The organism is Sphingopyxis sp. JAI108 (genome assembly GCF_013410105.1).
Taxonomy (GTDB): Bacteria; Pseudomonadota; Alphaproteobacteria; order Sphingomonadales; family Sphingomonadaceae; genus Sphingopyxis; species Sphingopyxis chilensis.
On record NZ_JACCCJ010000001.1, the window covers coordinates 528,662 to 541,690 of the forward strand.

At 66.3% G+C, this 13,029-nt stretch carries 11 protein-coding genes; 7 read left to right on the forward strand and 4 right to left on the reverse strand.

Going from position 1 to position 13,029, the window contains the following annotated elements; genetic code table 11:
* The first annotated feature begins 25 nt into the window (after positions 1-25).
* The 3 genes from HDC29_RS02495 to HDC29_RS02505 all read left to right on the forward strand — a co-directional run bounded on the left by HDC29_RS02495 (position 26) and on the right by HDC29_RS02505 (position 3,608).
* A complete protein-coding gene (locus HDC29_RS02495; RefSeq protein ID WP_179494056.1) occupies positions 26-898 on the forward strand; it encodes an energy transducer TonB in 873 nt (290 codons plus the stop codon).
* Between the two features lie 68 nt (positions 899-966).
* Positions 967-2,298 carry a phosphotransferase family protein gene (locus HDC29_RS02500; protein WP_179494058.1) on the forward strand — a complete coding sequence of 444 codons (1,332 nt, stop codon included), beginning with the start codon at positions 967-969 and terminating at the stop codon, positions 2,296-2,298.
* Between the two features lie 20 nt (positions 2,299-2,318).
* Positions 2,319-3,608 (forward strand): acyl-CoA dehydrogenase family protein, encoded by a 1,290-nt coding sequence (locus HDC29_RS02505; protein ID WP_179494060.1) that lies wholly within the window; start codon positions 2,319-2,321, stop codon positions 3,606-3,608.
* Positions 3,609-3,722: 114 nt separating this feature from the next.
* Here the strand turns inward: HDC29_RS02505 and HDC29_RS02510 are convergent, their stop codons facing one another.
* The gene (locus tag HDC29_RS02510; protein ID WP_179497157.1) at positions 3,723-4,034 is read right to left on the reverse strand and encodes an alkylphosphonate utilization protein; all 312 of its coding nucleotides are present in this window, start codon (positions 4,032-4,034) and stop codon (positions 3,723-3,725) included.
* Between the two features lie 4 nt (positions 4,035-4,038).
* Positions 4,039-4,788 carry a class I SAM-dependent methyltransferase gene (locus HDC29_RS02515; protein WP_179494061.1) on the reverse strand — a complete coding sequence of 250 codons (750 nt, stop codon included), beginning with the start codon at positions 4,786-4,788 and terminating at the stop codon, positions 4,039-4,041.
* Between the two features lie 123 nt (positions 4,789-4,911).
* Here HDC29_RS02515 and HDC29_RS02520 point away from each other — a divergent pair, with 123 nt between their 5' ends.
* Positions 4,912-6,651, forward strand: a complete 1,740-nt coding sequence (locus tag HDC29_RS02520; protein WP_179494063.1) for an amidohydrolase family protein — start codon at positions 4,912-4,914, stop codon at positions 6,649-6,651.
* Complete coding sequence (locus tag HDC29_RS02525; RefSeq protein WP_179497159.1) at positions 6,651-7,658, forward strand: NAD(P)-dependent alcohol dehydrogenase; 1,008 nt, start codon at positions 6,651-6,653, stop codon at positions 7,656-7,658. Before HDC29_RS02520 ends, HDC29_RS02525 begins: the two co-directional genes overlap by 1 nt.
* A 9-nt stretch (positions 7,659-7,667) precedes the next feature.
* On the opposite strand, the gene HDC29_RS02530 is transcribed toward HDC29_RS02525, so the two are convergent.
* On the reverse strand, positions 7,668-9,020 hold the full coding sequence (locus tag HDC29_RS02530; RefSeq protein ID WP_179494065.1) for a hypothetical protein: 1,353 nt from the start codon (positions 9,018-9,020) through the stop codon (positions 7,668-7,670).
* 8 nt (positions 9,021-9,028) lie between these two features.
* Positions 9,029-10,303, reverse strand: coding sequence for a Na+/H+ antiporter NhaA (gene nhaA, locus HDC29_RS02535; protein ID WP_179494067.1), 1,275 nt, complete (start codon positions 10,301-10,303; stop codon positions 9,029-9,031).
* 137 nt (positions 10,304-10,440) lie between these two features.
* On the opposite strand from nhaA, the gene HDC29_RS02540 reads away from it, so the two are divergent.
* Both HDC29_RS02540 and HDC29_RS02545 read left to right on the forward strand, forming a co-directional pair.
* Complete coding sequence (locus HDC29_RS02540; RefSeq protein WP_179494069.1) at positions 10,441-11,865, forward strand: glycosyl transferase family protein; 1,425 nt, start codon at positions 10,441-10,443, stop codon at positions 11,863-11,865.
* Positions 11,862-13,001, forward strand: a complete 1,140-nt coding sequence (locus HDC29_RS02545) for a hypothetical protein (protein ID WP_179494071.1) — start codon at positions 11,862-11,864, stop codon at positions 12,999-13,001. Before HDC29_RS02540 ends, HDC29_RS02545 begins: the two co-directional genes overlap by 4 nt.
* Positions 13,002-13,029: the final 28 nt, after the last annotated feature.

Sequence of the window (13,029 nt, forward strand, 5' to 3'; positions counted from 1 at the left end):
GCTCTGCGGCATGGGACGCAGGGGGTTGCCGATTTTGATCGGGCTGGCATGGCTCGCCGCGACGGGCGCCGCGCAGGCTGCCGGCGATGTGGTCGAGCTGGCGCCGACCACGCCCTGGAATGTCCATTATGCCGACGATTATTGCCGGCTTGCGCGTATCTTCGGCGACGACAAGCAGAAGATCATTTTCTCGATCGAGCAGGATGCGCCGGGCGACGGCTTTCGCATGACGCTGACGGGACAGATGATGGACGGGCCAGCGCGTCAGGGAAAGGCGAGCATCAGGTTCGGGGTGATGCCCGAGCAGAAAATCATGTTCTTTCCGGGGACGGTCGGAGAGGGGCAGCCCGCCTGGATCTTTGGCGATTCGGTCCGGTTGAAGCCTTTTTCGGCCGAAGAAATCGCATCCGAGGAAGATTATGGCATCAGGTCCGAGCCGATCACCGAGGCCGAAGAGGCGGCGGTGACCAGCGTGACGATCGGCTGGCCGCTTCGCGACCCGGTGCGCCTCAAGACCGGTCCGATGAAGGCGGCGTTCGCGGCGATGCGCAGTTGCACCGACGAGTTGCTCGACCATTGGGGTATCGATGTCGCGCGGCATCGCGAGCTTTCGCGTTGGGCAATGCCGATCGGCAACCCGGCGAAATGGCTGCAAAGCGAAGACTATCCGCGTGCCATGCTTGCCAAGTCGCAGCCGGGTATCGTGCGCTTCCGCCTGTCGGTCGGTACCGACGGGAAGCCGACCGCATGTCATATTCAGCGGTCGACGAATAGCGAAGGCTTCGATGATGCGGTGTGCAAGGGGGTGATGCGCCGGGCACGCTTCGAGCCGGCACTCGACAAGGACGGCCAGCCGCTCGCCTCCTATTATGTCAATGCGGTCCGATTTCAATTCTGACCTAGGAGGTACCCGCGCCGGCACGAAAACGGCTTGCGGTCGTCAAAAATACTTAGCATCATTAAGTAATGACCGATCTCTCCGAAACGCTCTCCGCCGTCATGTCCCGCATCGCGGGGCCGGGCGACCTGTCGGGTTTGTCGCGCCTGTCGGGCGGCGCGAATATGGAAAGCTGGGCCTTCGATTGGGCTGGTGAAGGCTATGTTCTGCGCCGCGCGCCCTCGGCCGAATATATGGCGGACCGCCCGTTCGGCCACGCCGACGAGGCGGCGCTGGTGCAGGCGGCTTTCGACGCGGGGGTGAAGGCGCCCGAGGTGGTCGGCGTGCTTGAGGCGGGCGACGCGCTCGGCACGGGTTATGTCATGCGGCGCGTGATCGGTGACGTGTCGCCGGCGGCGATACTCGCGGCTCCGCCGGGATCGCTGCTCGGCGATCTCGGGCGCGAGCTGGCGCGGATCCACGCCATCCCGATGGCGGCGGTGCCCGATGCGATTCCTGTGATGGATACGGGCGCGGCGCTGGCGGAACTCAAGGCGCGCTTTCTCGCCTATGGCGGCGACCGGCCGGTGATCGCGCTGGCGATCAAATGGTGCGAGGATCATCTTCCCGCGCCCGTGGCGCCGGTGCTGGTCCACGGCGATTACCGGATGGGCAATGTGATGGTCGACGGCCATGGCCTTGCCGCGGTGCTCGATTGGGAGCTGGCGCACCGGGGCGACGCGCATGAGGATCTGGCGTTCGGCTGCATGAGCGTATGGCGCTTTGGCCGGCTCGACAAGCCGGCGTTCGGGGTGGGGAGCCTCGACGAATATTTTGCGGCCTATGAGGCGGCGGGGGGCGTGAAAGTGGACAGGGGCCGCTTCCGTTTCTGGCTGCTCTACCGCACGCTCTGGTGGGCGCTGGGGTGCCTTCAGATGGGACAGGCTTGGCGGAGCGGCGCGGACAGGACGGTCGAGCGCGTCGTCGTCGGGCGGCGGACGGCCGAGCAGGAGCTCGACCTGGTGCGGCTGCTCGAGGAAGAAGCCCCCGAAAGCGAGCGCGAAAGGGCCCTGCCGCCGCCGCCGGACAAGGCGCGCGCGCCGAACGGCGAGCCGACGAACGGCGAGATGGTGCAGGCGGTGCGCGACTGGATCGAGGGGGCGATCAAGCCCGTATCGCAAGGCCATGCGAAGTTCGAGGCGGTGGTGGCAATGAATGCACTCGGTATCGTGCTGCGCGACCTCGAAGCCGGGACACGCGCCGAGGACAGGGGGCTTGCCGAAGCCTTGCTGGCGGGGACCAGGACGCTCGCCGAGCCGGGATTGCTGGCGAAGCTGCGGCGCGATGTGCTCGACAAATGCGCGGTCGACAGCCCCAAATATGCGCCGCTCGCGGCGGCGCGCGCCGGCTGGCGCGGATAAGATAGATCAGGGAGAGAGACATGGACTTTGCGATGCCCGCCGATTTGCAGGCGTATCTGGACGAACTCGACGCGTTTATCGAGGCCGAGATCAGGCCGATCGAGCTGGCGGACGACAATATCCGCTTCTTCGACCATCGCCGCGAACATGCGCGCACCGACTGGGACAATCAGGGGTTGCCGCGCCACGAATGGGAAGAGCTGTTGAGGTCGGCCACCCGCAAAGCCGATGCGGCGGGGCACTGGCGTTTCTCCGCGCCCAAGAAATATGGCGGCAAGGACGGCTCGAACCTGTGGATGGCGGTGATCCGCGAACATTTCGCCGCGAAGGGCCTGGGCCTCCACAACGACCTCCAGAACGAACACAGCATCGTCGGCAATTTCCCCTTCGTCGAGATGTTCGAACAGTTCGCGACCAGCGAGGAGCAGAAGCAGGAATTCATCCTCGGGGGGTTCGAGGGCAAGCGTCGCACGGCCTTCGGTCTGACCGAGCCCGATCATGGCAGCGATGCGACGCATATGGAGACGCGCGCGGTGCGCGAGACGCGGGACGGCGTCGATGGCTGGCGGATCGACGGCGCCAAGATGTGGACGACCGGGATGCACGTCGCGACGCACTGTGCGACCTTTTGCCGCACCAGCGGGAACGACGGCGATGCGAAGGGGATCACCTGCCTGCTCGTCCCGAACCCGTCACCGGGGCTGGTGATCGAGGAATATCTCTGGACCTTCAACATGCCGACCGACCATCCGCGCGTCAGCTTCACCGATGTGTGGGTGCCCGACAGCGCGCGGCTCGGCCCCGAAGGCGGCGCCCTCGCGATCGCGCAGAGCTTCGTCCACCAGAACCGCATCCGTCAGGCGGCGTCATCGCTGGGTGCCGCGGTCTTCTGCATTGAAGAGTCGGTGAAATATGCGCGGCAGCGCAAGCCGTTCGGCGAGGCGCTGGCGAAGAACCAGGCGATCCAGTTCCCCCTCGTCGAGCTGGCGACGCAGGCCGAGATGCTGCGCCTGCTGATCCGCAAGACCGCCTGGGACATGGACAATACCCCGCACAAGGAGGTCGAGCGCACGCTCTCCGACAAGGTCAGCATGTGCAACTATTGGGCGAACCGCCTTGTCTGCGAAGCCGCCGACCGCGCGATGCAGGTCCACGGCGGCATCGGCTATTCGCGCCACAAGCCGTTCGAGCATATCTATCGCCACCACCGCCGATACCGGATCACCGAAGGGGCGGAGGAAATTCAGATGCGCAAGGTGGCGGCTTATCTGTTCGGCTATCTGGGGCCCCGGAAGGGGATGTTGGGGTAGCCTGAAAGACTCGCCATTGCGGGCGAAGCGAAGCAATCCAGGGCGGTTACCACGCACTCTGGATTGCCGCGTCGCTACGCTCCTCGCAATGACGATCGTCCAAGGATGCGAACCCTACCGCTTCCTTACAAACTCCGCGCGCAGCACCAGCCCCTTGATGCCCTCATGGCGGCAGTCGATCTCCTGGTCGTCGCCGGTCAGGCGGATCGACTTGATCACGGTGCCGACTTTCAGCGTCTGCCCCGCGCCTTTGACGTTGAGATCCTTGACCAGCACCACCGAATCGCCGTCGGCGAGCAGATTGCCCACCGCGTCGCGGACCTCGGGCCCCGCCGCTGCAGCCGCCGCGCGGTCGCGCGCCTCGCTCGCCGACAACCATTCGCCGCTCGCCTCGTCATAGACATAGTCCTCGTCGTCGCTGGTCATCATATCATCCCGGTTTGCGGAAGCGCAGCGCGAACTGGTCGGTCTTGCCGCGGATTTCCTTGTCGAAGACATTGGCGCTACGCGGATCGTCGGGGCGGCGATAGAGGTCGTTTTCGGCTTCGAGCTTGAAGCCCGCGCCGGTCAGCGCGGCAACGACCGCATCCTTGTCGATCCGGTGCAGGCTGTCGGACAAGGCCGTGCCGCTGCCGTCGGCGGCGCTATGGTCGACGACGACCAAAGTGCCGCCGGGTTTGAGCGCCGCGAACAAGGCCGCGCTCGCCATGGCGCCGGTGCCTTCGGGGAAGGGCTTCAGATAGAGGTCGTGGAAATTCTGCACGGTGATGATCGTGTCGAGCGGTTCGGGAAAGGCGGGCGCCGCGAAGGGTCCGGCGACGGCATCGACATTGGCATAGGCGGCGTCGACCGCCGCCTGATCGTCGCCATATTGTTTCTTGAAGGCGATGAATTCGGCGGGCTGGAAGCCATAGACCTTGCCCGCCGGACCGACCGCGGCGGCGAGCAGGCGTGTGACATAGCCGCCGCCCATGACGAAATCGCCGACCTTTTCTCCCGGCGCGATCTCGGCGAACGCGAGCAGTTCGGCGGGCTTGCGCGCGGCGTCGCGTGTCCGGTCGTCGGCGGGGCGCGCGGGATCGGCGAGCGCGGCGCGATAGTCGGGGGCAGCCGCCTCCTTGGCAGCGAGCGGGGTCGCCGAGACGGCGAGCAGCAGGGCGAGGGTAAGCGGACGGATCATGGCATCGACTCCCTTTGGTGTATCGCGCCAGTATAACAGCATCGCGCCACCTGCGCCCGCTTATTTGCATCTCGCGATTTTGATGATAGGTTTTTCTGTGAAACTAAAAATCGGGAGACGGACATGCATGATCTGGTGATTCGCGGCGGCACCGTCGTCGATGGTTCGGGCGGCGCGCCCTTCGTTGCCGACGTCGCGGTCGATGGCGACCGCATCGTCGCGGTGGGCGAAAATCTGGGGCCCGCGCGCGAGGAAATCGACGCCAGCGGCAAGATCGTCACCCCCGGCTTCGTCGACGTCCACACCCATTATGACGGGCAGGCGACGTGGGACGCCGAAATGGCGCCGTCGAGCTGGCACGGCGTCACCACCGTCGTGATGGGCAATTGCGGCGTCGGTTTCGCGCCCGCCAAGCCCGACCGCCACGAATGGCTGATTTCGCTGATGGAAGGCGTCGAGGATATTCCGGGCACCGCGCTCGCCGAGGGCATGACGTGGGATTGGGAGACCTTCCCCGAATATATGGATGCGCTCGAAAAGCTGCCGCGCACCGTCGATGTCGCGTGCCACGTTCCGCACGGCGCGGTGCGCGCCTATGTGCTCGGCGATCGCGAGAAACCCGGCGCCGTCCCGACCGACGAAGATATCGCCGAAATGTCGCGCATCGTCGAGGAAGGCGTGCGCGCGGGCGCGCTCGGTTTCTCGACCAGCCGCACGGTGCTCCACAAGTCGATCGACGGCGAGCTCGTCCCCGGCACCACCGCGACGGCGGAGGAGCTGATCGCGATCGGCCGTGCGATGGGCCGCGTCGGTTATGGCGTGTTCGAAATGGCGAGCGACCTGAAACGCGAGTGGAACGAGTTTCAGTGGATGGGCGACCTCAGCCGCGAAACCGGGTTGCCGGTGACCTTCGCTGCGCTCCAGTCGATCGCCAAGGAACTGCCGCTGGAAGAGCAGATCGAGGAGATGCGGCGCCAGAATGCGACCGGCGCCAACATCGTCGCGCAGATCGCGCTGCGCGGCAACGGCATCATCATGGCGTGGCAGGGGACGGTACACCCGTTCCGTTTCAAACCCGCGTGGAACGAGATCATCGATCTGCCGTGGGATCAGCAACTCGCGAAGCTGAAAGACCCGGCGTTCAAGGCGCGGATGATCGAAGAGGAGAATGTCTGGCCCGAAAGCGACATTATCGACTTCCTGAAAATCGTCGCGCTCGGCTGGCCGGTGCAGTTCGAGATGGACCCCGACTTCAATTACGAGCCGAAGATGGACGAAAGCATCATGGCGCGCGCCACCGCCGCCGGGGTCAGCCCGTCTGAATATGCCTATGACCTGCTGATGAAGGACGAGGGCAAGGGCTTCATCTATTTCCCGATCTTGAACTACCGCGACGGCAACCTCAACTTCCTCGAGGATCTGCAAGCCGCCGACGACACGGTGAACAGCCTGTCCGACGGCGGCGCGCATTGCGGGACGATCTGCGACGCGGCGTCGCCGACCTTCATGCTCCAGCATTGGGTGCGCGACCGCGCAGGCAAGCGCATCGCGCTCGAACATGCGGTAAAACGCCAGTGCCGCGACACCGCCTTGCTCTATGGGCTCGAAGATCGCGGCGTCCTCGCGCCAGGCTATCTCGCCGATCTCAACGTCATCGATATGGACGCGATCAAGCTCGGCAAGCCGTGGCTCGCGTTCGACTTGCCCGCGGGCGGCAAGCGCCTGCTGCAAAAGGCCGATGGCTATGTCGCGACGATCAAGTCGGGCGAAGTCACGTTCCGCGATGGCGCGATGCAGGGGCCAACCCCCGGCGGCGTTATCCGCGGCCCGCAACGTGTCGAAATGGCGATGGCGGCGGAATGATGCGCGGCGTCCGGCTGCACGCCCCCGCTTCGCTCGACAATCTGCGGCTCACCGATCTGGCCGATCCCGGCGATCCGGGGCCGGGAGAGATCCGCGTTCGCTTGGCCGCATCGTCGCTCAACTTCCACGACTATGCCGTGGTGACGGGCATGATCCCCGCTGCTGACGGTCGTATCCCGATGTCCGACGGAGCCGGGACGGTCGAGGCGGTCGGCGACGGGGTGACGCAGTTCAAGCCGGGCGACACCGTCGTCTCGACCTTCTTCCCCGACTGGATCGACGGCGCGCCGCCCGCGACCGCGTTTCGCGGCGTGCCGGGCGACGGCATCGACGGCTATGCGCGCGAGATTGTCGTGACGCCCGAGCACTGGTTCACCGGGGCGCCGACAGGCTATTCGGCGGCCGAAGCCGCGACCTTGACCTGCGCCGGGCTGACGGCGTGGCGCGCCTTGTTCGTCGATGGCCGCACACGACCGGGCTCGACCGTGCTGGTGCAGGGCAGCGGCGGCGTGTCGGTGTTCGCCTTGCAATTCGCGAAGGCCGCCGGCGCGCGGGTGATTGCGACGAGTTCTTCCGATGCCAAGCTCGAACGGTTGAAGGCGCTCGGTGCCGACGAGCTGGTCAATTACAAGGAGGTGCCCGCCTGGGGCGCGAAGGCGCTCGAGCTGACCGGAGGAGCCGGGGTCGATACCGTCGTCGAGATCGGTGGCGCCGGCACCCTCGACCAGTCGATGGTCGCGGCGCGCGTCGGCGGGCATGTCGCGCTGATCGGCGTGCTCGCGGGGTTCGCGGGCCCCGTCCAGACCGCGCTGTTGATGGCGAAGAATCTGCGCGTGCAGGGCCTCACCGTCGGCAGCCGCCAGCAACAGCTCGATATGATCGCGGGCGTCGAGACGAATGGCATCCGGCCCATTATCAGCGACCATTTCCCGCTCGAGAAGCTCGCCGACGCCTTCCGGCACCAGGCCGCGAACGCGCATTTCGGCAAGATTGTTGTCGATATCTGATCCGGGGTTTTAGCGCGCCAGCAGGTCCGAAGGCAGCGTCGGTTCGCTGACGATCCGCTCCATGCGCCGCCACATCTCGTCGCGGCTTGGATTGCCGCGCTCGACCCAGGCGCGGACCATCGTCTCGCCGAGGCCGTAGTTGATGACATAGCTGCGATACTGGTCGGTGAAGCGCACCGACTGTTCGGCACGCTCGCGCGAGACGAGCAGATATTTCTGCGTCAGCAGGGTCGCGGTGGTGCGGTCGATTTCGCCGTCGAGATATTGCTGCGCGATCGTCAGCCGCGCGCCCGACGCGCGCTTGATCGCTTTCAGCAGCTGCCAATAGCGGTCGTCCGCCGGCACCGCGATCTCGGCGATCGGCATCAATATGTCGCGCTCGGTATCGGCCTTGCTGCTCGCGGGAAAGGCGAGGTCGATGCCGTAATTGGCGCTGCCTTCGGCGATCAGGCTCTGCGGGCTGTAGAGCGGGTAGACGCTGAATTCGGTCCAGCCGCGCGCTTTGACCAGCTTTTCTTCGAGCTTCATGTTGAGGAGGTGGTGCCCCGGATAGCCCTCGTGGCATCCGAGATCGAGCGCGCGCGACAGGCGGATCGGCAGGTCGGTGTTGACCTGGATCAGGCTGTGATAGCCGCCGTGGTAATAATTATAGCCGCTCCAGCTCTTGTCGGTGACGAATTCGAGACGGAAGCTCTCGCCCTCGGGCATCGCGATATGCGCCATGCTGCGCCCGCGGCAGCGCGCGATCGCGGTGTCGAAGGTCTTTTGCAGCCGGTCCTTCGGGATGGTGAAACCGTCGAGATAGGCCTCGACGCGGTCGGCGAGCGCGCCTTCGCCGGGGACCAGTTTTTCGATCCTGGCGAGTTCGGTGTCGTAGCTGGCGAGCGGCTTGAGCTGCGGGCGCACGCCGAACAATCGCTCGGCTTCGTCGGCGAAGGCGAAGCGCGTGCCCTGCATCATCATCAATCGCGTCTCGGCGGCGCGAAGCTGGGCGCGGAGGAAGGCCGCGCGGCGTTTCGCGAGCGGGTCGGAGATACGCCGCGCGGCGATATCGACCTCCGCCATCAGGGCGCGCGTCGCCGCGAGCAGCGCGGCCTTGTCACGCGGCGCCGCCTCGGCCGCCTTTTGCAGTTCGGGCGGGCCGTAATAGGCGTCGATATAGCCCGGCTCATGCGTCCCGATTTCGAGGCTGAGGCGCAGGTAAGAGGCGGCGATTTCATCGAGCGCTTTCGTCGAGGCCGCGGCGCGGCGCACGTCGAGCGTCGCGACGCCGGGTGTGGCGGCCGTTTGCTTCGTAGCCGTCGCGGCGCAGCCCGACAGGACCGCGGCGGCAATCAGTGACAGGAAAATCGGCTTGTGCATGTCCTGGCCTAGCCCTGGCCTTCGGACGTGTCGCGGACGTCGCCGTCGGCGGCGATTTCTCCGTTCGAGGCGCTTTCGACCGCGCTATGCTGCGGATGAAGCGGGGCGAAGCGCAGGACGGCAAAGCCCACGAGCGCGGCCACCAGCGATCCCATCAGAATGCCGATCTTCGCTTCCTCGACGAGCAGCGTGTCGCCGGGAAAGGCCAGCCCGCCGATGAACAGGCTCATCGTGAAGCCGATCCCGCACAGCATTGCAACGCCATAGACCTGCAGCCATGTCGCGCCGCGCAGCCTTCCCGCGATGCCGAGTTTGACCGAAAGCCAGACGCTGCCGAAAATGCCGACTTGCTTGCCGAGGAACAGGCCTGCAGCGATGCCGAGCGGCAAGGGCGCGAAAATCTGGTCGATCCCGAGCCCTCGAATATCGACCCCGGCGTTGGCGAAGCCGAACAAAGGCACGATCGCGAAGGCCACCCAGGGGTGCAGCGCATGTTCGAGCCGGTGCAGCGGCGACGTTCGGCTGTCGGGTGCGCCCGGGGTGCGCTCGAACGGAATCGCCATCGCGGCGAGTACGCCCGCGATCGTCGCATGGACGCCCGACAGCAGCATCGCATACCAGAGAAGGAGGAACATCAGCAGGTAGAGGATGAGGCTCTTCACCCCCGAACGGTTCATCACGAACATGAGGGCGAGGATCGCCGCCGCGGCGCCGAGCGCGGCCATGTTGATCTCGGCCGTGTAAAAAAGCGCGATGATCGCGACCGCGCCCATGTCGTCGACGATCGCGACGGTGACGAGGAACAGCTTGAGCGACGTCGGCGCGCGCTTGCCGAGCAGCGCGAGCACCCCCATCGCAAAAGCGATGTCGGTCGCCGCCGGGATCGCCCAACCCTGCGCCAGCCCCGGCTCTTTTCCGGCGAAAAGCATGTAGAGCGCGGCTGGCACCGCCATACCGGCCGCCGCAGCGATGAACGGCAACCGCCGCCGGTCCCAGCTCGCCAGCCGCCCATCAACGAACTCGCGCTTGATCTCCAGCCCGACGAGCAGGAAAAACACCGCCATCAACCCGTCGTTGATCCACAGGTGAACGGTCATCGGGCCGAGCTTGTCGGTGAGTACCGGGCCGGTCACCGCGTGAATCGCGTGCTCATACGTCTCGGCGAATGCCGAATTGGCGACAATCATCGCCAAAATGGCGGCGAAAATGAGCAGCATGCCGCCGGCACTCTCGCTCTCCAGAAAATCACGCAATGCAGAACGGGGCGGAAAACTGCGAGTCATGGGTAAGCTATTTCCTTATTTCGTCAGTCAGTTTGACAATAACCGGCGGAATGGCGCCGACTTTACAAACCGTCTCCATTCACTAGCACTATAGGTACGGATGACATTAGGTCATCGGGGGGCGCGGGGCTAGCATATTGGGGCTGTCGACCGCATGGCTGGAATGGCTGGTGTTCGGCGCCGGTCATGAACTGATGCTGTTCGCATCGGTGGGAATATTGCTGATCGGGCTCGACGATCTGCTGTTCGACGCCTTGTGGCTGGCGACGCGCCGCCGTGACCCGGCGCCGGCGCCCGATGCCCCGCCAATCGACGGACGCTTTGCGATCTTCGTGCCGGCGTGGGACGAAGCCGAAGTGCTTCCGGCGATGCTGCATCGGACTATGGCGGCGTGGCAAGGGGAGGATTTCCGGCTTTATGTCGGCTGCTACCCCAACGACGCCGCGACGCTGTTCGCCGTGTCGCCGCTGGTCGCGCGCGACCGGCGGCTGCGGTTGGTGATCGGCAGCCGCGAGGGGCCGACGACCAAGGGCGACAATCTCAACCGGCTCTGGGCGGCGCTTGGCGAGGACGAACGCGCCGAGGGCATGCGCTTCGCCGCGATCGTCCTTCACGATGCCGAGGACCATGTGCATCCCGACGAGCTTCAGCTCTATCGCCGCCATCTTGGCGAGCATGCCATGGTGCAAATCCCCGTCATGCCCTTGATCGCGCACAAGGAACGCTGGATCGGCGGTCATTATGCGGACGAATTTGCCGAGGCGCATGGCAAGGAGCTGGCCGTTCGCTCGAGCCTTGGCCTGCCGTTGCCGTCGGCGGGCGTCGGTTGCGCGCTGACGCGAAGCGCACTGGCGCTGTTGGCGATCGAACGCGGCGGCGAGCCGTTTCGCTGCGACAGCCTGACCGAAGATTATGAGATCGGCATGTTGATCGGCACCTATGGCCTCGGAACGCGTTTCATCGACACGGCCGGGCCGGCGGGCGATAGGATCGTCTCGCGGGGTGCCTTTCCCGGCGAAATCGAAAAGGCGGTGCGGCAGAAATCGCGCTGGATTGCGGGAATCGCGCTCGCCGGATGGGATCACCTCGGCTGGCCGGGTTCGCGGCGCAAGGTGCCCGGCCTTCCCGCAGGTCGCGCGTGGCTCGCGCGCTGGATGCTGTGGCGCGATCGGCGTGCGCCGCTGGCCTCGCTCATTCTCCTCCCCGCTTATGCGGGGGCCGTCGTGGCGCTACTGGGTGTGGCGGGGCGGCTGGTTCTGGGCTGGGATGCGATCCTTCTGGGTGACGGCTTGCGGCTGCTCCTGACCTTCAACCTGTTGCTGCTCTGCTGGCGGCTTGGAATGCGCGGGCATTTCACCGCGCGATGGTATGGCCCCGGCGAGGCGATGGCTGCGATACCGCGCGCCTTTTTCTCGAATGTGGTCGCGATTCTTGCCGCACGGCGCGCCATCATCCTTTACTGGCGGATGCTGCGATCGGGCGAGGTGGTGTGGGACAAGACCGACCATCCCCGAAGCGAGCCGGTGCATGAGGAGGTTCTGGCGCGGCGGGTGGCACGATGATGGCGCGCCGCGTCGATGCGCCCCGCGGCGCCCCGCCGCTGCGCTTCCTGTTGCTGTGCGTCGGTGGCTGGACCGCTCTCAGGATCATGATGGTCTGGAATCCCGCCATGTCGGTGCCGCGAGATGCCATGCCCGCGCGCTGGGCTCCGCCTTCGCCCTTCGCGGAGGGAGGCCGCCTTCCCGAACGTCCGGCGCCCTCCGTCGGTGCGCTTGGCGTGGCTGCAATGCCGGGGCGCGCGTCCGCGAGCGCGGATTTGGCCGTGCGGCCTTCGTTTGCGGCAGAGTTCGAGGCGGCCGGAGAGCCTCCCGCAGACGACCTTGGTGCGGATCGCCACAGCCTTCGCTTCGCGTTGATGGCGCGCTTGCTGCCGCCGCGGCCGGGCGGCGTCGTCCGCTCGGCGGTCGGTTCGCACGAAACGCAATGGTTTCCGTTTTCGCCCGCCGCGCGCGCCGATCCGGGGCAGGGGGAGCCATTCTGGATCCGGCGGCAGCTTTCGGGTTGGTCGCTCGGCGGCTGGCTCTATTTGCGCGACGGGTCGGGGGGTACCCCGGACGCGCTCGGCGCCGCGAGCCAGCTCGGCGGTAGCCAGGCCCGCCTTCGGCTCGCCTATGGTTTCGGCGAAACCGGCCGCGTGCGCGCCTATGGCCGCGCCACGGTCGCGGTGCAGCGTCCCGCGCAGCGCGAGGTCGCATTCGGCCTCGCGCTCGCGCCGCTTGCAAATCTGCCGGTCGATGTGGCTATCGAGCAGCGCGTTGCCGCGGGAAGGGAGGGGCGTAGCGCGCTTGCCGTGATGGCTGGCGGCGGGGTGTCCGACGTTGCTTTACCCGCCGGGTTCCGGCTCGACGCTTATGCGCAGGCGGGCGTCGTCGGGGCGCGGCGGCGTGACGGCTTTGCCGACGGCGCGATCCTTGTCGACCGCCGGCTCGGAGCGGGCGAAACCTCGTTGCGGCTCGGCGCGCTCGCAGCGGGCGCGGTGCAGCCCGGCGCGGCGCGCGTCGATGTCGGGCCGCGGCTGACGCTGCGCCTGCCCGATGTCGGCGAAGGCAGCCGCATCGCGCTCGACTGGCGCCAGCGCGTCGCGGGCGATGCGCGCCCCGAAAGCGGTCTGGCGTTGACCCTCGCCGCCGACTTCTGATCGTGAAAAAATAGCCGTCGCGGCCGAT

Coding starts and splice junctions, on each gene's coding strand:
- HDC29_RS02520 (WP_179494063.1), top strand. CDS start 4,912: ATGCATGATCTGGTGATTCGCGGCGGCACCGTCGTCGATGGTTCGGGC.
- HDC29_RS02530 (WP_179494065.1), bottom strand. CDS start 9,020: ATGCACAAGCCGATTTTCCTGTCACTGATTGCCGCCGCGGTCCTGTCG.
- nhaA (WP_179494067.1), bottom strand. CDS start 10,303: ATGACTCGCAGTTTTCCGCCCCGTTCTGCATTGCGTGATTTTCTGGAG.
- HDC29_RS02545 (WP_179494071.1), top strand. CDS start 11,862: ATGATGGCGCGCCGCGTCGATGCGCCCCGCGGCGCCCCGCCGCTGCGC.
- HDC29_RS02505 (WP_179494060.1), top strand. CDS start 2,319: ATGGACTTTGCGATGCCCGCCGATTTGCAGGCGTATCTGGACGAACTC.
- HDC29_RS02525 (WP_179497159.1), top strand. CDS start 6,651: ATGCGCGGCGTCCGGCTGCACGCCCCCGCTTCGCTCGACAATCTGCGG.
- HDC29_RS02500 (WP_179494058.1), top strand. CDS start 967: ATGACCGATCTCTCCGAAACGCTCTCCGCCGTCATGTCCCGCATCGCG.
- HDC29_RS02515 (WP_179494061.1), bottom strand. CDS start 4,788: ATGATCCGTCCGCTTACCCTCGCCCTGCTGCTCGCCGTCTCGGCGACC.
- HDC29_RS02510 (WP_179497157.1), bottom strand. CDS start 4,034: ATGACCAGCGACGACGAGGACTATGTCTATGACGAGGCGAGCGGCGAA.